This window comes from Paractinoplanes abujensis, assembly GCF_014204895.1.
GTDB classification, from domain to species: Bacteria; Actinomycetota; Actinomycetes; order Mycobacteriales; family Micromonosporaceae; genus Actinoplanes; species Actinoplanes abujensis.
On record NZ_JACHMF010000001.1, the window covers coordinates 2,510,590 to 2,531,884 of the forward strand.

General features: G+C 71.3%; 19 protein-coding genes and 3 pseudogenes. 12 read left to right on the forward strand and 10 right to left on the reverse strand.

Annotated elements, in window-relative coordinates:
* Window positions 1-94: 94 nt before the first annotated feature.
* The gene (locus tag BKA14_RS11140) at window positions 95-2,065 is read right to left on the reverse strand and encodes a bifunctional copper resistance protein CopD/cytochrome c oxidase assembly protein (RefSeq protein WP_184950857.1); all 1,971 of its coding nucleotides are present in this window, start codon (window positions 2,063-2,065) and stop codon (window positions 95-97) included.
* Between the two features lie 39 nt (window positions 2,066-2,104).
* Window positions 2,105-3,214, reverse strand: coding sequence for an epoxide hydrolase family protein (locus tag BKA14_RS11145; RefSeq protein WP_184950858.1), 1,110 nt, complete (start codon window positions 3,212-3,214; stop codon window positions 2,105-2,107).
* A gap of 88 nt (window positions 3,215-3,302) precedes the next feature.
* Between BKA14_RS11145 and BKA14_RS43790 the strand changes: the two genes are divergently transcribed.
* From BKA14_RS43790 to BKA14_RS11175, 7 genes and pseudogenes are all read left to right on the forward strand, one after another.
* Window positions 3,303-4,076: a CGNR zinc finger domain-containing protein gene (locus BKA14_RS43790; RefSeq protein ID WP_239092353.1), complete on the forward strand. Its 774-nt coding sequence runs from the start codon at window positions 3,303-3,305 to the stop codon at window positions 4,074-4,076.
* A gap of 443 nt (window positions 4,077-4,519) precedes the next feature.
* Complete coding sequence (locus BKA14_RS11155) at window positions 4,520-4,726, forward strand: hypothetical protein (RefSeq protein ID WP_184950859.1); 207 nt, start codon at window positions 4,520-4,522, stop codon at window positions 4,724-4,726.
* 6 nt (window positions 4,727-4,732) lie between these two features.
* Window positions 4,733-5,224 (forward strand): annotated as a pseudogene (locus BKA14_RS43165) (rhamnogalacturonan lyase family protein).
* Window positions 5,225-5,259: 35 nt separating this feature from the next.
* Complete coding sequence (locus tag BKA14_RS43170; RefSeq protein WP_203721847.1) at window positions 5,260-5,586, forward strand: rhamnogalacturonan lyase family protein; 327 nt, start codon at window positions 5,260-5,262, stop codon at window positions 5,584-5,586.
* 19 nt (window positions 5,587-5,605) lie between these two features.
* Window positions 5,606-8,299 carry a hypothetical protein gene (locus BKA14_RS11165; RefSeq protein ID WP_184950860.1) on the forward strand — a complete coding sequence of 898 codons (2,694 nt, stop codon included), beginning with the start codon at window positions 5,606-5,608 and terminating at the stop codon, window positions 8,297-8,299.
* Complete coding sequence (locus tag BKA14_RS11170; RefSeq protein ID WP_184950861.1) at window positions 8,286-8,918, forward strand: ATP-binding cassette domain-containing protein; 633 nt, start codon at window positions 8,286-8,288, stop codon at window positions 8,916-8,918. The genes BKA14_RS11165 and BKA14_RS11170 overlap by 14 nt, the downstream gene beginning before the upstream one ends.
* Before the next feature lie 124 nt (window positions 8,919-9,042).
* On the forward strand, window positions 9,043-9,282 hold the full coding sequence (locus BKA14_RS11175; RefSeq protein ID WP_184950862.1) for a hypothetical protein: 240 nt from the start codon (window positions 9,043-9,045) through the stop codon (window positions 9,280-9,282).
* Window positions 9,283-9,430: 148 nt separating this feature from the next.
* Here the strand turns inward: BKA14_RS11175 and BKA14_RS11180 are convergent, their stop codons facing one another.
* From BKA14_RS11180 to BKA14_RS11190, 3 genes are all read right to left on the reverse strand, one after another.
* Window positions 9,431-10,945, reverse strand: a complete 1,515-nt coding sequence (locus tag BKA14_RS11180; protein ID WP_184950863.1) for a glycosyltransferase family 2 protein — start codon at window positions 10,943-10,945, stop codon at window positions 9,431-9,433.
* Window positions 10,942-11,544 (reverse strand): hypothetical protein, encoded by a 603-nt coding sequence (locus tag BKA14_RS11185; protein ID WP_184950864.1) that lies wholly within the window; start codon window positions 11,542-11,544, stop codon window positions 10,942-10,944. The genes BKA14_RS11180 and BKA14_RS11185 overlap by 4 nt, the downstream gene beginning before the upstream one ends.
* A gap of 137 nt (window positions 11,545-11,681) precedes the next feature.
* On the reverse strand, window positions 11,682-12,614 hold the full coding sequence (locus tag BKA14_RS11190; RefSeq protein WP_184950865.1) for a helix-turn-helix transcriptional regulator: 933 nt from the start codon (window positions 12,612-12,614) through the stop codon (window positions 11,682-11,684).
* Window positions 12,615-12,676: 62 nt separating this feature from the next.
* On the opposite strand from BKA14_RS11190, the gene BKA14_RS11195 reads away from it, so the two are divergent.
* Window positions 12,677-13,117 (forward strand): VOC family protein, encoded by a 441-nt coding sequence (locus BKA14_RS11195; RefSeq protein ID WP_184950866.1) that lies wholly within the window; start codon window positions 12,677-12,679, stop codon window positions 13,115-13,117.
* Window positions 13,118-13,257: 140 nt separating this feature from the next.
* Here the strand turns inward: BKA14_RS11195 and BKA14_RS11200 are convergent.
* The 3 genes and pseudogenes from BKA14_RS11200 to BKA14_RS11210 all read right to left on the reverse strand — a co-directional run.
* Window positions 13,258-13,749, reverse strand: a pseudogene (locus tag BKA14_RS11200) (Clp protease N-terminal domain-containing protein); the annotation flags it as partial.
* Window positions 13,750-13,761: 12 nt separating this feature from the next.
* Window positions 13,762-15,495: a hypothetical protein gene (locus BKA14_RS11205; RefSeq protein WP_184950868.1), complete on the reverse strand. Its 1,734-nt coding sequence runs from the start codon at window positions 15,493-15,495 to the stop codon at window positions 13,762-13,764.
* Between the two features lie 7 nt (window positions 15,496-15,502).
* A complete protein-coding gene (locus BKA14_RS11210) occupies window positions 15,503-16,594 on the reverse strand; it encodes a MerR family transcriptional regulator (protein ID WP_184950869.1) in 1,092 nt (363 codons plus the stop codon).
* A 109-nt stretch (window positions 16,595-16,703) separates the two neighbouring features.
* Here BKA14_RS11210 and BKA14_RS45695 point away from each other — a divergent pair, with 109 nt between their 5' ends.
* Window positions 16,704-17,045 (forward strand): ClpX C4-type zinc finger protein, encoded by a 342-nt coding sequence (locus BKA14_RS45695; RefSeq protein ID WP_184950870.1) that lies wholly within the window; start codon window positions 16,704-16,706, stop codon window positions 17,043-17,045.
* Here BKA14_RS45695 and BKA14_RS11220 read toward each other — a convergent pair.
* Window positions 17,042-18,202 (reverse strand): hypothetical protein, encoded by a 1,161-nt coding sequence (locus tag BKA14_RS11220; RefSeq protein ID WP_184950871.1) that lies wholly within the window; start codon window positions 18,200-18,202, stop codon window positions 17,042-17,044. The two genes, BKA14_RS45695 and BKA14_RS11220, sit on opposite strands and share 4 nt — an antisense overlap.
* A 98-nt stretch (window positions 18,203-18,300) precedes the next feature.
* Here BKA14_RS11220 and BKA14_RS11225 point away from each other — a divergent pair, with 98 nt between their 5' ends.
* Window positions 18,301-18,993, forward strand: a complete 693-nt coding sequence (locus BKA14_RS11225; protein WP_184950872.1) for an ATP-binding cassette domain-containing protein — start codon at window positions 18,301-18,303, stop codon at window positions 18,991-18,993.
* A gap of 195 nt (window positions 18,994-19,188) precedes the next feature.
* Window positions 19,189-19,593, forward strand: a pseudogene (locus tag BKA14_RS45530) (SDR family NAD(P)-dependent oxidoreductase); the annotation flags it as partial.
* A 171-nt stretch (window positions 19,594-19,764) separates the two neighbouring features.
* On the opposite strand, the gene BKA14_RS11235 reads toward BKA14_RS45530, so the two are convergent.
* Window positions 19,765-20,913: an MFS transporter gene (locus BKA14_RS11235; RefSeq protein ID WP_184950873.1), complete on the reverse strand. Its 1,149-nt coding sequence runs from the start codon at window positions 20,911-20,913 to the stop codon at window positions 19,765-19,767.
* 46 nt (window positions 20,914-20,959) lie between these two features.
* Here BKA14_RS11235 and BKA14_RS11240 point away from each other — a divergent pair, with 46 nt between their 5' ends.
* A complete protein-coding gene (locus BKA14_RS11240) occupies window positions 20,960-21,271 on the forward strand; it encodes a helix-turn-helix domain-containing protein (RefSeq protein ID WP_184950874.1) in 312 nt (103 codons plus the stop codon).
* Window positions 21,272-21,295: the final 24 nt, after the last annotated feature.

The following is a 21,295-nucleotide window of genomic DNA, read 5'->3' on the forward strand; positions in this document are numbered from 1 at the left end:
TCCTCAGCGGCAGCACGGGTCTTCCTGACCCGAGCGCTCGCCATGCTCCAGTCATGCCGGGACGTTGGCTCAGGCTCGCGTCTCGACAAACTCTTCAGTCGCGGTGGGCAGGGTCCTGCGCCGCGGCGGCCAGGAAGGCGTTGTAGCGGGACAGATCGTCCTCTTCGCCCGACGCGTCGGCGCGGTCGGCGGCGCGGTCCAGACGGCCCTGCTCGCGTTCGTCCGAGCGGATCCATTGCCGTACGAGGACCAGCATCACCACCACCGCCGGGAGCTCGCCGAAGGCCCAGGCCAGCGAGGCGCCGAGGCGCTGATCGGCCAGCAGGGACTCGGCCCACGGCGGATGCACGGCGGTGTACCAGCCGGCGGCGATCACCGTTGTCGACTGCAGCAGCACGAAACCGAAGAACGCGTGCGCGACCATGGCCAGGAAATGAACAACAGTGAGCAGTGCGGGGTGTACGCGGCGACGGCCCGGGTCGGTGCCGATCAGCACCCAGAAGAGCAGGTAACCGGCCAGCACGAAGTGCACGAGCATGGCCAGGTGACCCAGGTGGTAGCGCATCAGTGTCCCCAGCAACCCACCCAGGTAGAGCCCGTAGAGGCTGGCGACGTAGATGGCCAGCGCGACGATCGGATGGCTCAGGAAACGGGCCGCACGGCTGTGCACGAACAACAACAGCCACTCCCGCGCACCGCGCACTTGCGGGTCGGCCGGGCGGCGTAGTGCGCGCAGAGCGAGCGTTATGGGCGCGCCACCGACGAGCAGGATCGGCACGGCCATCGAAAGCACCATGTGCTGCACCATGTGGACGCTGAACAACACGTACGCATAGCGCGCGACCCCCAGACCGGTGATCGCGCCGAACAGCAGCAGCCCGCCCACCCACGACGCAGTACGCGCGATCGGCCAGGAGTGTCCACCCCTGCGCAAACGCGCAACTCCGCTCAAGTAAGCGGCGATACCGACGACCACGATCGTCAGGAGGAACATGTCGGGCAGCGGCCCGGTGAGCACGGCGCGGGCAGTCGGCGGCCCGGGCATCGCAAAGCCGAGCAGCTCGACCAGCGGGTCGGGTTCGGTCACGTTTTCCGGTACGGGCGTGGGGCTGCGCGACAGCGCCACGGCCAGACCGATCGCGGCGGCCAGCACGACCAGCTCCCCCGCGGCCAGCCGCACGAACCCGCGCGTCGCCGATGCGCGCAAAGTGCGCGTTCGATGCACGGCTCCGATCACACCCACGGCGAGCAGAGCCAAGACCTTCAAAAGGACCATCAGCCCGTACGGGGAACTCCACAACGTCTGCCATGAGCCCAACCGGATCCCGGCGTTGACGGAGCCGCTGATCGCCGTGACCGCGAAGCACGCCAGGGCCAGCCGGCTGTAGCGCGCGGCCGTCTCGGCGAAACGGCGATGCCGGCGCACCAGGAGCAGACCGGCGAGACCACCCACCCACAGCGCGGCGGCCAGCACGTGCAGGGCCAGACTGGACACCGCGATCTGGTGGTTGCCGGCCCCGGCCGAGTGCCCCGTGAACGCGGGCGGCAACGGGGCCACCATCGACAGCCCGGCTGTGAGCGCGGCCGCGCCCCGCGAGAGACCGGCCCGCGAGCAGAAAGCGACGGCCAGCGCGAGCCCGATCTGCAGCAGCAACGCCTGGCCCTGCGAGACGGAGAACGCGAAGCTGACGACTACCTGCCGGCTCAGACCCGCGACGGGGATGCCAAGGATGTCCGAGACGGTCAGCAGCACTGTCGCGGCCGAGGTGAACGCCCAGGCCAGGGCCAGCCAGGTGACCCGGCGCAGCAGCACCCAGCCGTGCGCGGCGACGCTGCGTCCGTCACCCGGGAGCAGGAACGCGGCCGTGACGGCCAGCCCGATGGTGAGCACACCCAGCACCTCACCGAGCAGCGTGAACGCCGGCAGCGCCCACTCGGTCACCGGCCCCGGCGAGGGGATGCCCGGCAGCGCCTCCACATCCACCGCGCCACCGAGCGCAAGCGCCGCCACCAGCACCGCACCGGCCGCCCCCGCGGCCGAACCCACCACAACCGGAGTCTTCACATGTGGTGGTCGGCGCTCACCGGCGCGGAGTTCCCGCCGTCACCGCAGCGTGCGGAAGAACACCGTGATGTCCTCGGCGAGAAGCTCGGGTTCCTCGTACGCCGCGAAGTGACCCCCGCGCGGCATCGGCGTATAACGCGCGATGTTGTACGTCCGCTCGGCCCAGCTGCGCGGTTGTCCACCCGGGATGTCCGCGGGGAACAGGGCCAGGGCTGTCGGCACCTCGACCCGCTCGATCGGCGGCACCAGCTCGTGGCGACGCTCGTAATAGGGCCGGAAGGATGTCGAGATCGCGCCGGTGAACCAGTAGAGCGAAGCCTGGGTGAGCAGGAAGTCGTCGCCGAACGTGGCCGGGTCGTCGCTCCACGCCCGATACTTCTCCCCGATCCAGGCGAGCAGCCCCGACGGCGAATCGGTCAGCCCTTGCGCGAGGGTGAGCGGACGGGTCGCCTGTTCGTGCGAGTAGCCGCCCTCGGCCGACAGCCACTGTCGCTTCCTGTCCAGATACGCGCGTTCCTCGTCGGTCAGCGACGCCTCGTCCCACCCGGCCGGGTCGGCGATGTCCAGTACGTGCATGCCGGTCAGCGCGTCCGGATAGGCCTGCGCGAGCCGGATCACGTCGCCCGCGCCGATGTCCGACCCGTGCACGCCGTACTGCTCGAAGCTGAGCACTTCGCGCATCAACCGGTGCCACAGGTCGTGCGTTTGCGGTCCGTCGTGCGCGGGCCGTTGCGGGGCCACACCGAAGCCCGGCAGCGACGGCACGATCACGGTGAACGCGTCGGCCGGGTCACCACCGAACCGCGACGGCGCCGACAGCCGCTCGGCCAGCCCGATGAGCTCCAGGAACGAACTGGGCCACCCGTTCGCCACCAGCAGCGGGAGCGCACCTTCCCGCTCAGCGTCGAAGCGCAGGTAGTGCACCCGCAGCCCGTCCACCTCGGCGAACTGGTGCGGCAGGGCGTTGATCGCAGTCTCATGCTTGCGCCAGTCATAGGCCGACGCCCAGTACTCGACCAGACGGCGCAGCTCAGCACCCTCGAACCCGGCTGCCCAGCCCTCGGTCGGCCACTGCCGCGCCCACCGGGTCGCCCGCAGGCGGGCCCGCAGGTCGTCAAGGTCGGCGTCGGAAACGCTCAGCACAGACATCGTTCCTCCCTCATCACTTGTCGACACCACCAAACGCTAATAATGGTGTCGCGAGATGTCAACACCAGTGAAGCGCTACGATGGTGTCGTGACTGGCTTGGACCGGATAGTGGCCTTCCTGAACACGCTCGACGAACGAACGTTCCGGAGACACGGCGAAAACCACGTCGTGACCGACATGCTGACGAGCCCGCAGGCACTCGCCGCCTGGCTGGCAACAACCGCCGGTGACGCGCACTTCTCCGAGCCGACCGACGAGCAGGCAGCCGAACCAACTCGCGCAGCAAACGCCAACACACAGCCAGCCGAACCAAGCCGCGCAGCAAACGCCAACACACAGCCAGCCGAACCAAGCCACGCAGCAAACCCCAACACACAGCGAACCGAACCAACTCGCGCAGCAAGTGCGCATGCAGCAGACCAGGCCGGTCCGGCAATGCGCGAAGCTGCACCAGGGGCCGTCGTTGCGCGCGACGGTCACGCGGACCAGCCGGTCGAACTGGACGTCGACGACTTGGCGGCCACCGTTGAACTGCGGACGGCGCTGCGCAAAGTGCTCGATGGTGACACGAGCGCGCTGGTCGGCTATCCCGTGCGGCTCGCCCGCGGCCACGAAGACGGTGAGCTGCGCCTGACGGCCGCGACCGGGCGGCCCTGGTTGGACGACATCGTCGAGACGGTGGCGGCCGGCGTGGCCCGCGGCGACTGGAAGAGGGTCAAGCTCTGCGCGGCCCCCGACTGCCGGTGGGCGTTCCACGACACGTCCCGCAACGGCCGTGGACGCTGGTGCGAGATGGGTGTCTGCGGCAACCGGCACAAGACCCGCGCCTACCGGGAGCGCCGCCAGCAACACGACAGGTGACCTGGAACTTCCCCGCCGCCGCGAACGACTACCCACGTGTGGAAGACGGCGACGAACGATCCACCCGGCAGCGGTGTCACGCGCCCCGCCGGCGAGCGGGAACGCGACGGGTGCCCGTGACCGGCAGGCACGGCAGCGGCGGCCCGGTGGTCCGGCACGTCGGTGGCGATCTGACCGTCCTACGCTCGCGGACTCGTCGGCGACTCCAAGCAAGGCGCAGCAAACCGGCCAGCACAGCCACAGCGGTCGTCGCCGGAGCTGTCGTACTGCTGGCGATTGGCGTGACCGCCCTGCTCGGCGCCCACCCGGGAACATGGACCACGACAGCCGACGACCCCTGCCCGTCCCGGACCTCCCAAGTCGTCACCAGCGCCGGGCACGCGTTGCGACTGCGGGCCGACCCGGGCCCCGTCACCCTCATCCACCTTTGCGCAGGCCCGTCCATGAGTCGCGTCCGCGAATGGCGGGTAGCCGCGGGCGAGGGCGTCGACGCGGAGCTCCCGGTCCTGCGGGTCGGCAACCGCCTGGCCCTGACCGCCGCCGCGCTGAGACGTCAGCAGGATGCTCGGCTCACGGTCGACGCGGTCCTCGAGTCGGGCTCGGTCCTGCATTTCGACACGCGGCTGACGACCCCGGCAACGCATCCTTGACCAGCGATGTCCACCGATGGACATTTATCGCCTCAGCCCGGCCGGTTGCTACCAGCACGTGGTCGAGATGTTCGGGAACTGGCCCCGGCATCCCGAGGTCGTGGCGAAGAGACGGCCGGCACCCCGGAGAAGCCCTCGGCATCGCCCACCGCGGAAGCCGTCACCGACTACTTCATCGACGTGTACGCACCCTCGCGCAGCACGCGCAACCAATTGCGCACTTTCCTGGGCTTCATCGTCGATGGCCCCGAATACCTGACCGTCTTCGAGGGCGCGACCGGCCGTGAGCTGCAAGCCGTCCGCTACAAGCCGGACCGAACCGACGACGGCCTGCTGTGAGGCGACTACCCGATGCCGAGGATCGAGCCCGCCAACCGCGTCGACCGTTTCCTGTCCGAAGTTGCGTACTTGGACGGCCGGCACCCGAGCGCCGTGTTCGCGCGCGGCTATACACGCGTTCGACCCTCATGGCGTACGGGTGGAGCGGACGACGGCTGACCGAGAACTCCTACGTGGACAGCGGCTGGGTCCCCATGACGAACCCGTTCAACGACACACCGCACTGGCGGGACGGCACCGACCCCGAGTCCGGGACGTTGACGACGCAGGGCTTTCATTCGCTCAGCGCGGCCGACGTGTTCGGTGATTGGCGCGACGAACTTCTCCTGCGCACGACGGACAGCTCAGCTCTGCGCACCTACATGAGCACCGAGGTCACGGCGCACAAGCTGTACACGCTCGTACAGGATGCGCAATATCGCGCGGAAGTCGCGCGCCAGCAGACAACCTCCAACCAGCCCTCGTATCCGAGCTTCTCTCTCGCCTCGGACATCGATTGGGGGCACGTGCCGCTGCGCTGATTAGGGCAGGATGGCTCGCATGCTGGTGAGGGCCGCCTTCGGTGCGCTGTTTCGTGCCGGTTCCTGGTCGGTGCTGGTCGTCCTGGCCTTCGTGGTGGCCGGCACGGCTTGCGCCGCCCCGGCCATGTTCGCCGAGGCCGGGCGTAACGCGGCGTTCCAGGCGGGCCGCGACGCGGTGCCCGGCACGGCCCGGCAGGAGGACGCCGCCCTGGTCCGGCTGACCGGCTCCCGTTCGCCGCGCAGCGCCGGTCAGCAACGGCTGCTCACCGAACTGCGCACGATCCCGCACCTGTCCGAGCCGCGGTTCGACGGCGGCTCGGCCGGCAAGGAGCTGTCCTGGTCGAGCCCGTGGTCGTCCACCGTCTCGGCCGGTTCCCGCCGCGAGCAGGCCCGGCTCTACGCGGTGACCGACCCGGCCACCGAGCTGGTGGTGACCGACGGCAGCGGCCCCGCGGGCGGGGTGTGGCTGCCGGAGCCGCTGGGCTTCCGGCCGGGCGAGACGGTGACCGTCGCGGTCGCCGACAAGCGGGCCACCGCCATGGTGACCGGCCTCTACGCGGTCGTGCCGGGCGGACGCCGCCCCGCCGACCGGCCCGGCAGCCAGTCGTGGGCGCTGCGCGACCGTGACCTGCCGTTCGACTCGAAATCGAGCTCGGTCAAGGCCAACCTGATCATCGGCGACGTGCCCACGGTCGAGCGCCTGGCCGAAGAGGTCCACGACCAGATCCTGTGGGCCGCCGAGGCCACGCTCGACGAGGGCGCGACCCTGGCCGAGGCGCGCGAGGCCGGCCGCGGCGTGGCCCAGTTGCGCCGCCGGGTGGCCGCGCAGGGTTTCGACGGCGTCCAGGACACGGTCGAAGGGCAGCTCGCGAGCGGCATCGGCGCCATCGCCGAGCAGGCGCGGGCGGCCTCGGAGACCGTACGGCAACGTACCCGGCCGATCGAGTGGGCCGCCGTCACCGTCGCGCTCGTGACCGTGCTCGCGATGGTGCTGCTGTCGGTGCGCCGTCGCGCCGTCGAGGTCAGGCACGCGGTGGGCTCCGGCGTCGGGCCTGCCGCCGTGGGCGGGTTGTGGCTGGCCGAGCATCTGCTGCCCGCCCTGCTCGGGTCGGCGGCCGGCTGGGGTGTGGCCTGGTTGCTCGTCACCCGGGCCGGTCCGCCCGGTGCCGTCACGTCGCTTTCCGTGCTGCCCGCGCTGGGTTCGGCCGGTCTGGGAGCGCTGGCCGGGCTGACGATCGCGGCCGTGGTGCCGGCGCTGGCCGCGGCCCGTCTCGTGCGCCCGCTGCCCCCGGCGACTCCGCGCCGGCCGGTGCCGTGGGCGCTGCCGGTGCTGGTCGTCGCGCTGTTCGCGGGGGCCGGCCTGGCCGGTTCGCAGTCGGCGGGCGTCCGCAATGTCGATCTGCTGGTGCCGTTGCTGGTGCTCGCGGCGTCCGGGGTGCTCGTCGGTCTGCTGCTGACGCGGCTCACGGGGTTGCGCCGGTCGTTCCGCGCGGGCCGGCTGCGCGGTGCCGGCTGGCTGACCCGGCGGCGCCTGGCCGACAACTCCGGCGAACGCCGGCTCGCGGTGGCCGTGATGACCACCGGGCTGGGCATGCTGCTGTTCGCTTTGTGCGCGATGACGGCCGCGTCCACCACTGTCGACGATCGGGTCGCGGTGCAGGCCGGCGCCGAGTTCGTGGCGGCCCTCGACGGCGGCTCGGCCCAGCTCGACCCCGGCGCCGCCGAGGTGCCGCAAGAGCCGACTCCCTATCCGGTTCCCGGCGTACGGACCCCGCCCCTGCCCCCGTACGCGACGCTGGTCTGGCGCTACGACGTGTCCTCCGACCTCGACGGCACCCAGCGCCACCTGCTCGTGGTCGACCCGGTCGCCTTCCGCGCACTCGCCCTGTGGGGCCGCGGCCCCGACCTGGCCCGGGCCCGCTCCGCGCTCAGTCTGCTCGAAGCCCCACCGGACGCCGGCCGGATCCCCGCGATCGCCGTCGCCGACCCGGCCGCGGCCGGCCAGAGCCGCGTGTCGGCCGACACCGGCTCCTGGAAGGGCACGCTCGACGTCGGGGCGCACGTCGCAGCCTTCCCCGGGCTCGACGCCAAACCCACGTACGTGGTGTCGGAGAAGGCTTTCTTCGCCCAGCTCGGCGCGGCCGACCCGCGCCTGGCCCCCCGCGACCCCAACTCCGCCACCGGCGCCGGCGCCTTCGTCCGTACGATGATCTGGAGTTCCCGGGACATCGAGGCGATCGACGTCGACCCCGAACGCGTCACCACAGCCGCCGCCGTCCGCCAGCGCGACATCTACGTGGCGGCCAACCGGGCCCGCGGCTACCAGGTCGCCGTCGCCGCCTACCTGGCCTTGCTGGCCGTGCTCGCCCTGTGCGTGCACGCCCAGCGCACCGCCGCCGCCCGCCGCGCGAGCGACCTCATGCTGATCCGGGTCGGCCTCGGCCGAGGCCGGGCCCTGCGCGCCCGCCTGCTGGAACTGGCCCTGCTGGCCGCCGCAGCCCTGGCCGGGGCCGTCGCCGGCGTGGCCGCGTTGCTGCCCCTGGGTACCCGCCTGCTCGACGACGAGCCCCTCCGGCTTCCGCCCCTGCACTTCGGCCTGACCGTACCCGCCCTCGCCATCACCGCCGCCGTGACCGTGGCCGCCGTTCTGCCGGCCGCGTTCTTCACCACCAGCCGCTCCGCCGAGGAGGCCTCCTACCGTGACAACGGCTGATCTCGTACGCCTCGACACCGTCACCCACGTCCGCGGCGCGACCACCGTGCTCAGCGACATCTCGCTCAGCCTGCCGCCCGCCCGCCTGGCCGTCCTGGCCGGCCGCTCCGGCTCGGGCAAGTCCACCCTGCTGCACCTGATGGCCGGCGTCATGCCCCCCACCTCGGGCACGGTCCTGATCGACGGGAAACCCGCCGTCGCCCACCACGAATGGGACCGGGTGGCTCTGCTCCCCCAGCGTCCGGCCCTGGCCCCCGAGCTCACGGTCGCCGAGAACGCCCACCTCCCGGCCCGCCTGCGCGGCCGCACCCCACCCCCCGACCTGCTCACCCGCCTCGGCCTGGACCCCCTGGCCGGCCGCCCCGCCCACGACACGTCCCTGGGCGAACAACAACGCACCGCCATCGCCCGCACGCTGGTCCTGACCCCCGCGGTGGCCCTGCTCGACGAACCCACAGCCCACCAGGACGACGACCACGTGGCCCTGGTCCTGACCGCCCTGACCACCGCGGTGGCTGAAGGCACCCTGGTCGTGGTCGCCACCCACGACCAACGCATCATCGACCTCGCCGACGACCTGCTCCCCCTGCACTCCGGCCACCTCGAAGTCGCCTCCTAGGCGCGCGACCACCCGTCGCTTGACTAGTTGTCTCCCGCAGCGCATGATGTCCTCGCGTCGACGGCACGCGCGAAGGGAAAGCCATGACAGAAAGCGCACCCGCGCCGGTTCGTGACTTCGACGCATGAACGACGTTCTCGAACAAACGGAGTCAGGCCGTGAAATCGCTCGCCGGAACCGGGAGCAAGGCCTGGAGCAGGGTCTGGAACGGGGCCGCGTCGAGGTGATCCGGGCGCTCCTGAAGGCGAAGTACGGCGAGTTCGACGACCTGGACGACCTCGCCCGGCAACTGGCTGATCATGATTCCGACGGGAACGTCGCCCGCATCGTGGCCGGCGCGACCCTCGCCGAGCTTCGTCACTGAGCGGAGCCCGCGCGGCCGGAAGGCTTTCGGGGCGTCGAGGGTCAGGCCCAGGCGGGTCGGGACCGGGCGTGAGCGAGGCCAGAACTTGGGCAGAAAAGTAGCCCGGCCGATCGCAACCGATCGGCCGGGCGGGTGGGGCATGCAGGGGTCAGACGGCGAAGCCGCGGTGGCGGCGGACCAGCTTGCGGAGCATGAAGACCGTCTGGGCGATCGTCGCGATGTACAGGATCGGCCAGCCCAGCGACAAGATCGCCGACTGGACGCCCACACTCTGCTGAGTCCAGGCGAAGACCGCGCCGCCCATGATGGCCAGCAGGACCACCAGCGGCATGACGTAGGCGGAGCCCTTGCCCTTCTCGGCGTTGGCCTGCGCGGCCCAGTTGTCCTGGTCGGTCTTGGCCAGGAACTGCGCCCAGGCCGAGACGAAGTGGCCCATCCTGACCCACATGTACAGCTCGGCCGGGATGGCCAGGGCGGCGTACAGCAGGTCGGAGGCGCTCTTGTCCTTCATGGCCAGGGCCAGGCGCAGGTTGAGCAGGATGGCGATGGCCGGCGGGATCAGCCAGATCGGGTTGAAGACGAAGGCGTCGATCGACAGCGCCGCCACGAGCAGCAGCAGGAAGCCCAGCCGGGAAGCGATGTTGAAGGCCATCGAGATGTTCTCGAACCAGCGCAGCCGCAGGTTGGGGTGCAGCGGCTGGCCTTTGCTGTCGCCGCGCTGACCGGGCCAGAACAGGTCGATCGCGCCGAAGTTCCACTTGACCTGCTGGCCGTGCAGGGCGCGCAAGTTGGTCATCGGGCCTACGAACGCGCGGGCCGTCGCGCTGATCTTCGTGCTGTAGCCGGCGTCCTTGATCTGCAGGGACAGCTTGCTGTCCTCGACCTCGGAGTCGCGCACCCACGGCGCCTGCTGGTGGTGGCGCACCATGACCATTTCCAGCGCGCGCACGTTGAACAGGCTGCACTGGCCCCCGAGCACGGCCATGTTGCGGCCGCGCAGCAGGTTGTCCATGTTGAACGCGGCGAACTGCGCGCGCTGCCCGGCGATCAGGAACCGCGCCATCAGACCCTTGTAGCGGTTCTTGTCGATGCTGTAGATGGCGCTCAGACCGCCGATGCGCGGGTCGTCGGTCATCTCCAGTTCGAGCCGCTCGACGGCGTCGCGTGCCAGCGTGGTGTCGCCGTCGACGCCCAGGATGAAGTCGTAGCCGCGGGACAGGAAGTAGCCGTAGTTGAGCGCGCCGACCTTCTTGTCCGGGTTGACGCCCATGTCGTGCACGTGGATGTGGGTGGTGAACTCCTCACCCTTGACCGTGCGGGTGTGTTCGCCCTCGAACGTACGCGCGATCTCCGGGGTGTCGTCATCGGTGTTGTTGATGATGACGTGGATGACGTCGGGCAGCCGGGTCTGGGCCAGCAGGCTCTTGAGCACGTCGGCGATCGTGTCCTGCTCGTTGTAGCAGGGGATGATGCAGCTGATCGTCGCGTGCCGGGGCGCGTTGGCGGCCCGGGCGGCCAGCTCCCCCGACACCGTCTCGACGGTTTCCAGGTCGGTCAGCTGCGGGGTGGCCGGCGGCAGGGCCAGCTGTCCCGCCTTCGCGCTGCGGGGCAGCAGGATCTGGCGGTCGGAGGCCCGGCGGAATCCGGGCACGGTGTCGGTCACTGGGTGTCACCATTCGTGAGCAGCGGCAGGGTCAGGGTGTCGAGGGCCGTCGAGCGGTAGTAACTGTTCGACTTGGGTGCGGTCTCCACGAGGAGATCCAGCCGGATGGTCAGCGTGAGCGTCTTCGCTCCCGCGGTGGCCGCCGGCAACGTCACGACCGTGTTGTAGGGGTACGGCGGGGTGACGTCGAACTTGCCGCTGTCGGTGGCGACGTCGGCCCGGTTGGTGCCGTCGTCCTGCGTCACCTGGAACGTGGTGAGCCGGACCCGGTGGGTGCTGTCGGTGTCCTCGATGTGCGCGGCGACGTTGATGGTCTTCTGCGACTCGGCGGTGTAGAGCTTCGCGTTGTCGGACGTCCAGTAGGTCAGCGCGACCGAGAACGTGCCCTGCTTGATCGTGTGGGTGACGGTGCCCGTGTCGAGCGGCCCGCTGGCCCGCGCAGGCAGTTTGACCGCCTGGGCCTGCGGCGACGCCGAGGCCGACGGGGACGGTGAGGTGCTGCTGGCCGAGCCGCCGGGGAGAAGCGGCTTGCTGCTGCTGGTGACCTCCTTCAGGCTCGCGCAGCCGGTCAGGCCGGCGCAGAGCAGGGCGGCTGCCATGCCGAGGGGAAGAGCGGCTTTTACACCGGCGAAGCTACGAGTCATTCGTCCTGTCCCGCGGGGGTTCGGTTCGGGTCTGGGGACGTTGCAGATCGGCTGCCGGGACTCGTTGTTGAGCAGTCGCGCTGTGACGGTCGTCACTCAGATGCGTACAAGGCGCGCAGTTCCGTCCCGATGTCGGCCAGTTCCGCCCGTACGGAGGAAGGTTCGAGCACTTCCACCGTCGCGCCCCAACCGGACAGCGTTCGCGCGATGTCGAGCGGCGTGGCCGCGCCGACCCGGACACGCACCCGGCCGTCCTCCGCCTCGGCACCGGGATGGCAGTGCCGGCCGAAGTGGTCGCGCAGCACCCACACGAAGCGCGCGGGAATGAGCACTGTCGCCCACGTACGCGATCGGCGTTCCTCCATCGCGCCGACCACCTCGCCCCACGCCGTGTCCAAGTCGAAGTCGTCCGGCCGCTCGAACGTCTCCGCCGTCACCTCGAGCCCGCCCAGCCGGTCGAGCCGGAACGTGCGCCGGCCCTGCGCGGTGCCGGCGATCAGATACCAGACGCCGTCCTTGTCGATCAGCCCCCACGGGTCGGCCGACCGCGACGCACCGCGGTAGTCGAACCGCACCCGCTGCCGCCCGACGATCGCCGCCTGCAACTGCCGCACCTCGTCCGGCCGCTCCCGCGACAACGCACCCCAGCGCGCAGGATCGATCAGTGTGGCGTCCGCGGCCGCCTGCACCGAGCTCCGGTACGTCTCCGGCAGCGCCCGCACGAGTTTGCGCAGTGCCGCCTTGATCTCCTCCGACGACTCCGCCGACGGCCCGGCCAGCAGGAACAGCGCCTGCGCCTCGCGCGCCGTGAGCCCGCTCAGGTCCGTGCGGGCTCCGCCCACCAGCTGCCAGCCGCCGTGCCGCCCGGGCTGCGGATAGACCGGGATCCCGGCCGCCGACAACGCCTCCAGGTCGCGGCGCGCGGTGGCCACCGAGATCTCCAGCTCGCGGGCCAGCTCGGCCGCGGTCACCCGGCCCCGCGTCTGCATGAACAGGAGGGCCGCCACCAGTCGTTCGGCTCGCATACGACGAATTCTGCTCGATAAAGTGCTCAGAAGGTGAGCACTTAAGTGCGCAGAATGTGGTCATGACTGCTCTTCGTGGCTTCACCACCGTGACGTTCTTCGCCGCCGACCTCGACGCCGCCCGCGACTGGTACACCCACGTCTTCGAGCTCGAGCCCTACTACGTCCGGGACGGCGCTTACCTCGAGTGGCGCGTCGGCGACTACGAGCACGAGTTCGGCATCCTCAACGCCGCCTACGCCCCGCACCCGCACACCCCCGAGCCCGGCGGCGCGATCCTCTACTGGGCGGTCGACGACGTCGAGGCCGCCTACCAGCGCCTGCTCACGCTCGGCGCCACCGCTCACGACAAGCCCACCGAGCGCGGCCCCGGCTTCGTCACCGCCTCGGTCCTGGACCCCTTCGGCAACGTCCTCGGCGTCATGGCCAACCAGCACTACCGCGACGTCCTGGCCCGACCGGATTCCGCACAACGCACCAGCTCGACGCGACAGGAGAGCTGACCATCGGGGCCGCCCGGCCACAGTCCGCGCGGTCATCGACCACACCCGCCGCCTTCAGGAGGCCGATCTGTCCCCTTCCGTCATCCAGGCCGCCGACGGTCGGTTCCTCGACGACCTGCACCGCATCGCCCAGGGCGTGCTCACCGGTCGCCCGACTGTCCCCGCCCAGCGTCTGCCGGTCGGCCCGGAGCCGGACTGGCGGCCAGAGCGGCGCTGACGGCCGCCTCGGCGGCGGCTTTGCCGAGGCCGAGGCCGGAGAGCACGCCGGTGCCGTCCTCGAGTTCGAGCAACGCCAGCAGGATGTGCTCGGTGCCCACGTACGTGTGGTTCATCCGCAGGGCCTCGCGGAACGTCAGCTCCAGGGCCTTCTTGGCCGGCGCGTCGAACGGGATGAGCGCGGGCACCGACGCGGCCGCCGGCGGCAGGGTGACCGCGGAACGGACGGCGTCGAGCGGTACGCCCTGGCTGACGATCACCCGGGCCCCCAGCGCGGACGGGTCGGCGATCAGGCCGAGCAGCAGGTGACCGAGGCCGATCTGGTCGCTGCTGTGCGCACGGGCTTGCTCCTGCGCGGTCACGACGACCTTGCGGGCCCGCTCGGTGTAGCGGCTGAAGGCGTTGCCCTCGCCGAGTTCGTTGTCCCGCTACGTCCGACGCCTCCGTTCGGCTTCGATCGCCGGCCCGACCTCCTCCGCACGCAGCCGGCGATATTCGTAGTTGTCGCCGTGGCCGTGGTTGATGTCGAAGATGGTGAGGGTGCGCTTCCAGCCGCGACCGGTGAACGACTCGTCGCGCTCCCCGCCCTTGGCCGTGGCCGAACGGCGCACCACCTGGACGGTCTGGTGCGTCATGTCGTCCGTGACGACGTAGTACTGATAGAGCGCCGGCGCCCCGGGAGCCAGCAGCCGGCGCGCGAGGGCGACGTCGGCCGCGGCCGCGGCCCGTACGGTCGGCCAGGGCAGCCGCAACCGGTCGCCACGCGCGGTCAGGGCCGGCCACAACGTCATGCCGGGCTCCTCGGTCAGCACCCCGAAGACGAACGCCCGCGCCGCGAACTCGGCGTCCGCGGGGACGAGGGCCAGGCCCAGCAGCAGCCGCATGACGTGCTTGTCGTCGTCGAACCGCATCGGGCCCCCGTCGACCAGGGCGGCCGGCAGCGGATCGGCCCGGACCACCCCGCCCGGATCCGGGGTGAACGCGAGCAGCGGACCGCTCGGACCGTCGGCCGCGAGGATCGTCTCGTCGGTCCACGTGGCGGCGACGGCGGGATCGCGCGGCCACTCGGCCCACACCGTGTCGCCGAACACGAGCACGTATCGGCCCGCCCGATCACGGTAGACCTCCTCGGGACGGCCGTGCTTCCCGGCGGCCGTGAGCCGATGCCGACGCAGCGCCGCAGGCTGATCCCGTACGGGGGAAAGGGTCTGGCGCCAGGTCCGGGCCACCTCGCCGGACCAGGGCGCGACGGCCGCGATGAGACCGGCGGCCCGGGCGTGGTCGAGATGCGGGGTGGGCGGCTCGTGACCGATGATCCTCGACGACCTGTCCTGCGCCATCAGGAAGGCCAGCTTGCTCGCGGCGGCGGTGAAGGGCTCGATGCGTGGGTCGTCGCGATCCATGTCACGCGCGGCCGCTTCCAGGGTGATGATCTCGGCGGCGGCCCGCTCACCCCGATCGGCGGGAAAGGCCGCCTCGTCGAGCAGGGTGCGCAACGGCTCGGGCGGCTGGGGCGGACGGGGCCGGGCGGCCAGGTACCAGCCCGCGGAACGATCCGGCAGGCGTGCGTGACCGGCCCGGACCTGCTCCAGGACGACCCGGTGCTCGCGGGCCAGGGCACCCCAGGCGCGCGGATGGGTCTCGGGCAGACCGGCCCGCATCCCCACCAGCAGCATGGCCTCGCTGCGCCCCCAGCTCGTGCTGTCCGGCACCGGCACCGTCCGCCCGCGCTCGGCCAGCATCGCGCGAGCCGTCTCCACAGTGGTGGTTCCGCTCACCCAGATCGGGAGGTCGGCGCCCAGATTCCGGCCGATCTTGGCAGCTCCCTGACGGCCACCGATCGGCCGCAGGTAGACGAACGGGCCGGTCTGGCGGTCCAGCACCAGCGTGTCGAGCGAGACCGTGGACGGCTGGAGGATCAGGGTGGCGGGGTGGCGCCCGGGCGCCACCAGCCGGGTCATCAGCTGCCGTGTCAGCTCCTCGTGCTCGGCGTGGCCGACGGGGCCGAGGGGCACGACGTAGAGCACCGGCCCGTGCGGGGTCTCCCAGAGGATGACGTACGCGGAGCCGGCCGCGACGTCGATCAGGTCGTGCACCACCTCGCGCGGCCGCTGCTCGTGACGACCTTTCCGGACCAGCCACGGCTTCTGCACGTCGGACATGTCCCCATCATGCTACGAGCAGCCGAAGGCCCAGTTCCGCCGTGTCCAGAGCGGCGACGTCGCGGTTGCGGCCCGCCCATCGTCCGCTCGCCAAGTCGTCGCGCAGGGCTTCGACGGCCCGCCGCTCGGCCTCCGGACCGACCCGCGTCCACACCGACACCGCGCGGCGGACGGAACTGTCCAGATAGGCCTGCGGACGGCGCCAGTACGCCTCGAAGAAGCCGTCCGCACAGTCCCATGGGATCAACACGGGTTCCGCCTGCCCGCCGATCGCGCCGGTCAGGTCGGCCAGGGGCGGCAGGGCGGCGGCGAGCTGCTCGAACTCGGGAAGGTAGTCACGGGTGAGCCAGAACCTGCTCGTGCTCGCCTCGTAGGTGAGCACGACGACGCGCCGGGCCACCCGGCGCATCTCGCGCAACCCCGCGATCGGATCGCGCCAATGGTGGACGGTGCTGACCGCCATCGCGGCGTCGAACGACTGATCCGCGAACGGCAGCCTCTCCGCCGCGGCGGACACGCACGGCGCCGCGCCCGGCGGACGCTGCGCGCGCATCACGGCCGACGGCTCGACCGCCGTGACGTCGCGGTCGGCAGGCTCGTACGAGCCGGTGCCGGCGCCGACGTTGAGGACCGTGCGCGCGTCGCCCAGCGCGGACCAGATCCGCGCAGCGATCCGCGGCTCGGTGCGCCTGGTCGCCGGGTAGGCCGATCCGATCGTGTCGTACAGCATTCTCAACTGCTCCTCCGGTGTCGTCGCGATCCCTCGGGTGCGCGCGGCCAGCTCGTGGTCGAGGGCCTTCACCATCGCCGCCGCGCGGTCGCGCTGATCCGCCAGCAGCCCGCGCAGCCGCCGCAGGTGCGCGACGGCATCGATGGCCGGGTTGCCGACCAGGCCGGCGATCTCCTGCAGACCGAAACCCAGGCGGCGGTACGCGAGCACTTCGCGCAGCCTTTCCACATCGCCCGCGGCGTACGCCCGATGACCGGCGCTCGTGCGCGCGGACGGTCGCAGCAGGCCGATCTCGTCGTAGTGATGCAGGGTGCGCACGGTGACTCCGGCCAGTTCGGCCACCTGGCCCACGCTGAGGTGCTCTTCCACGCGCTCGACTATCCGCCATGACGTCACGTGAGGGGCAAGGGCTTGCGATCGCGGAACCGTCAGGTTTAGCCTGACGTCAGGATCTACCTGACGACAGGCGGAGGTAATCATGGATCTCGAGATGCGGTGCTCCTTCTGCGGCAAGAAACAGGAGGAGGTGGCCCAGCTGATCGCGGGTCCCGGCCCCGCCATCTGCGACGAGTGCGTGCGGCTCTGCAACGACGTGCTCGCGGGCAAGCGGCTCGAAGGCGTCCGCCTGTGGGAGGACCAGACCGACGAGGAGCTGATCGCGACCATGGTCCGGGTCGCGTCCCTGAAACATCAGGTCGACCGGGCGGTCGGGCGGATCGCCCGCTTGCTGCGCAGCCGGGGCACGACGTGGACGACGATCGGCGAGGCGCTCGGCATCACCAAGCAGTCGGCCTGGGAACGGTTCTCCGGCGAGGACTAACGGGTCTCGCCGGCCAGCTTCCGATAGACGGCGTGCACGAGGATCGGGCGGCGGATGCTCTCCAGCACCGGCTCGAAGAACTCCTTGCGGTATTCCAGATTCGTCATCGACGTCGTCGCGAACGAGACCCCGCCGAACGAGGCCAGCAGGGCGGCCAGCTTGAACAGGGCCATCGGGAGCCCGAGCAGGCCCGACGGTTCCGGGTCGTGCCCGATCCAGGTGGCCGCCGTCTCCTGCTGCACGGTGATCAGCCCCAGCGTGGCGAAGAACAGGAACAGGCCGAAGCCGATGACGGCGGCCTGCACCAGCTGGCGGACGGTGAGCAGCACGAGCACGTTGAGGGCCTGGCGTTGCTCCAGCGGCCGCACGTCGACCGCCTCGACGTCGACACCGGCCAGCGGGGTGCCGGCGCAGGCTTCGGCCAGGTCCTCCCGCGTGGGCGGCGGGCCGACCGGGTCCTCGTCGTAGCCGCGCACGACCCGCCAGGTGGCCAGGGCCACGATGACGGTCAGCAGAGCCAGCACGAGCCACACCCGCGGCCAGGGCAGGCGGTCCAGCAGCTGCCACAGCTCACCGGTGAAGAACAGGAACACCGTGCCGAACAGGACCACCGGCAGCGACCGTCCGAACGAGCGGGGAATGCCGGCCAGCCCTTTGGCCAGGTCACCGACGGCGTGGCGCAGAGCTGCCACCACCCCGTACGAGGTGGCCAGAAACCCGCCGGCGAACGTGGCCGCAAAGACGAGCAGCCCGGCCACCCCGACGATCAGCCAGGTGCGGTCCTGCGCCGCGACCTCGCGGCCGAACGCGCCCGGGCGCACCCGGTAGAGCAGCGAGCCCCCGGCGATGAACACCGCCGCGAAGAACACGCCGGCCCCGATCGTGCCGGCCCGCCCCAGCCGGGGCGGCCGGCGCCCGTTCAGCCCCGCCGTGAACGGCCAGACCAGGGCCGTCGCGAGGAGCGGGACGGCCAGCGCGACGAACGTGCCGACCGACGCGGCCTGCAACAGCCAGTAGATCGAGGCGCCGGTCAGGAACGGCAACATGCGGGGCACGACCTGATCGCGCGCGGTGAAGCCCACGATCAGCTGGGGCAGGGCGGCCCGCACGAACCACCGCTCGGTCCGGTTGAGGGTCGCCGCCCGTGATCCGCGCACGGGGATGATCGAACCACAACGAGGCGGTGGACACGCAGCCCCAATACCTACTAGTTTGATGGGCGTTGCGGGGGGACGGGACGGGACAGGGGTCCGGCATGGGCGGGAAGAACCGGCAGCTCGACGGGTTTACCCCGATGCGGGTGGATTTCGAGCGGGCCTCGGTCACGAGGGCGGGCCACCGCATCCTCGCCGGCGCCACCCTCACGCTGAAACCGGGCACGCTGACCGTCGTGGTCGGCAGCACGGGCTCGGGCAAGACCACACTTCTCGACCTCGCGGCCGGGCTCGCGCCCACCGGCGGCGTGGTCAAGTTCGACGGCATCGACGTACGCGGTCAGCACCCCACGGGCGTGACGGTCGTGACCGCGACGCCGTTCCTGGTCGCCGCGCCGATCCGCGACAACCTCGGGCTCGGCGCCACCTATCCGGAAACGGACCTGTGGGACGCCCTGCGCGTGGCCGCGGCCGACGAGGAGGTGCGCGCCCTGCCCGACGGCCTGGACACGTCGCTCGCCGACGACTCGCTGCGCTGCCGCCTCGCCCTGGCCCGCGCCGTGCTGCGCCGGCCCCGCTTGCTGATCCTCGACGACGCCACGACCGGGCTGGACGCGGCCACCGAACTGCGCGTGCTGGAAGGCTTGGCCGCCCTCGACGTCACGGTGCTGGCCACGGCCGGCCGGCTGCCCTCGGCCGCCCCCGCCGATCAGGTCGTGCTGCTGGAGGCGGGCCGGCTTTCCGCGCCCGAGGCGGCCACCCGCCCGGCGAACGCCTACGCCGCGGCCGGATAGCGTGATCATCTAGTACCTCCCTCAGGGCAGGGGCCCGCCCACCGGGGGTCCCCCGGCCCCCTGCTTCGGCTCCGTCGTGGCTCGCGGAGCGGGCCGATTCTGGCGCAGCGAACCGATCTTCGGGGGTCGGCCTGTGGACAACCCTGCATTGTGGACAACTGCGGGACCCGGCCGGCCGAGCCCTAAGCTGCGGCGATGAAACTCGACGACAAGACCGTCGTGCTGACCGGAGCCACCAGCGGGATCGGCCTGGCCACGGCGCATGCGCTGGCCGGGCGGGCGGGCCGGCTGATCCTGCACGGCGTCGAGGAGTCGTCACCGCTGGCCGAGGGCGGCAACGTCAGCTACTTCCGGGCCGGCTTCAGCTCGCTGCGCGCCGTGACCGAGCTGGCCGAGCGGCTCCGGGCCACTGCGGGCCGCGTCGACGTGCTCGTCAACAACGCCGCGCGCCCGGGCCCCGAGCTGCGCACCCTGTCCGGCGACGGCCACGAGATCACGTTCCAGATCAACTACGTGGCGGCAGTCCTACTCACCGAGCGGCTCGGGGCGCCGGGCCGGGTCGTGAACGTCTCCTCGGCCACACACCTGTCGGCGACCCCGCATCTCGACGACGTCAACTTGGCCCGCCGTTCGGGGCGCCTCCGCCGAGCGCGCCGCGGCCACTCTCGTCCACGTCATCACGCGCGAGGGCGACAACGGCACCTACTACGACGAGCGCTCCCCCGCCGCACCGAACCCGCTCGCCCTCGATCCCAGCTTCCAGCAACGCCTTCACGACGTGACCCGGGCCGCGATCGACGGGCGATGACCGGCGAGCAGCACGGCGCAGAGGAGGCCGCAGCACACCACCAGCGCACCGAAGGCGTTGAGCGCCACCTCCAACGTCGCTGCCGTGACCACCAGCGCGGCCAGCAACGCACCGGCCACCGCGGCCACGGCATCACTCACGAAGAAGGTGGCGGCGACCCGGCCCAGCAGGGCATCCGGGGTCGACGCCTGCATCCCGTACGTGATGGCGACACCCGCGATCACACCCGGCGCACCGGCGAGCGTCACGGCCACGACAGCGACGACGATCGTGGTGGCGTTGACCATCACCAGGAAGCAGAGACCGACCAAGGTGTACGCGACAGTCAGGATGCCGCGGGTCCCGTACCGGCGGACGACGCGGCCGCTGACCGCGGACCCGGCGACGTAACCCAGGCCGAGGCCGGCGATCAGATAACCGAGCTCCACCCCGGAGCCGTGCAGCCGGGTCACGGTGAACGGGACGAGCAGGGCGGTCAGGGCGGCGTTCCCCGTCCAGTAGACCCAGCTGGCCACGAGCATCCCGCGCAGCAACGGCGACGCCAGGACGTCACGCATCCCGGCCGGCGAAGCGTCCACAGCCGACGGCCGCAAGGCGAGCCCCGCGATGATGGCCGCGGCGGCCAGGTAGCTCACGGCGTCGACGATGACGACGAGCTCGAACCACCCCCGCGCGGTCAGGAAGGTGCCGATCACCGGGCCGATCATGCGCAGGGCGCTGTCGCTGAGGGCCGTGAGCGAGTTGGCCGAGGCGAGGTCGTCGGCGACCGCGGGCAGCACGGCGCGCAGGGCCGGCCGCAGGAAACACACGACCACGCTCTCGCCCAGCAGCCCGGCGAGCAGGAAGCCGACGTGCGGCGGCAGCATCAGGACCACCGCCGCCGCACCCGCCAGGTTGGCTCCCACCAGCACCGACCGGCGCGGCCAGCGGTCGATCAGCACCCCGGCCCACGGACCGATCAGCACGGCCGGCGCCGCCTGCACGGCCAGGGCCAGCCCCGTCGACAGGGCCGAGCCGGTCAGCCGGTGCACCTGCAGCGGCACGGCCATCACAAGCAACCATGACCCGAACGAATCGATCGTCGTGGCCGCCCACAACCGCCGGAACCCCATGACCCGAAGCTATTCCCACAAGACACTTCATGGCAATATGTGTCTCGTGGAGATAGAGGAACTCGGGGTGATGTTCAAGCGGAAGCGGGTGGCCGACGGTCGCACGATCGCCTCCGTGGCGGCGCAGGCAGGCCTCTCGGTGCCCTACATCGCCAATCTGGAGAACGGCCGTGGCAACCCGACCCTCGCAGCCGTGAACCGTCTGGCCGAGACGCTCGGTCTGCGGCTCCTGGTCGTCGAGGCCGACGAGTCGCCCGCATCCCGCCTCCTGGAGATCATGGCCGACCTCAAGGGCCGGCCCCTGACCGACCGCGACCGGCATCGCATCCAGGACGTCACGAGCCTGATCACCGGCTGATCCAGGGTCACCGTTCTTGACCTG

What these genes read in the sequence shown, in the direction of transcription:
- BKA14_RS11145 (WP_184950858.1), bottom strand. Translation starts at nt 3,214, where the DNA reads ATGTCTGTGCTGAGCGTTTCCGACGCCGACCTTGACGACCTGCGGGCC.
- BKA14_RS11155 (WP_184950859.1), top strand. Translation starts at nt 4,520, where the DNA reads ATGAGTCGCGTCCGCGAATGGCGGGTAGCCGCGGGCGAGGGCGTCGAC.
- BKA14_RS43170 (WP_203721847.1), top strand. Translation starts at nt 5,260, where the DNA reads ATGACGAACCCGTTCAACGACACACCGCACTGGCGGGACGGCACCGAC.
- BKA14_RS11165 (WP_184950860.1), top strand. Translation starts at nt 5,606, where the DNA reads ATGCTGGTGAGGGCCGCCTTCGGTGCGCTGTTTCGTGCCGGTTCCTGG.
- BKA14_RS11175 (WP_184950862.1), top strand. Translation starts at nt 9,043, where the DNA reads ATGAACGACGTTCTCGAACAAACGGAGTCAGGCCGTGAAATCGCTCGC.
- BKA14_RS11185 (WP_184950864.1), bottom strand. Translation starts at nt 11,544, where the DNA reads ATGGCAGCCGCCCTGCTCTGCGCCGGCCTGACCGGCTGCGCGAGCCTG.
- BKA14_RS11190 (WP_184950865.1), bottom strand. Translation starts at nt 12,614, where the DNA reads ATGCGAGCCGAACGACTGGTGGCGGCCCTCCTGTTCATGCAGACGCGG.
- BKA14_RS11195 (WP_184950866.1), top strand. Translation starts at nt 12,677, where the DNA reads ATGACTGCTCTTCGTGGCTTCACCACCGTGACGTTCTTCGCCGCCGAC.
- BKA14_RS11205 (WP_184950868.1), bottom strand. Translation starts at nt 15,495, where the DNA reads ATGTCCGACGTGCAGAAGCCGTGGCTGGTCCGGAAAGGTCGTCACGAG.
- BKA14_RS45695 (WP_184950870.1), top strand. Translation starts at nt 16,704, where the DNA reads ATGGATCTCGAGATGCGGTGCTCCTTCTGCGGCAAGAAACAGGAGGAG.
- BKA14_RS11225 (WP_184950872.1), top strand. Translation starts at nt 18,301, where the DNA reads ATGGGCGGGAAGAACCGGCAGCTCGACGGGTTTACCCCGATGCGGGTG.
- BKA14_RS11235 (WP_184950873.1), bottom strand. Translation starts at nt 20,913, where the DNA reads ATGGGGTTCCGGCGGTTGTGGGCGGCCACGACGATCGATTCGTTCGGG.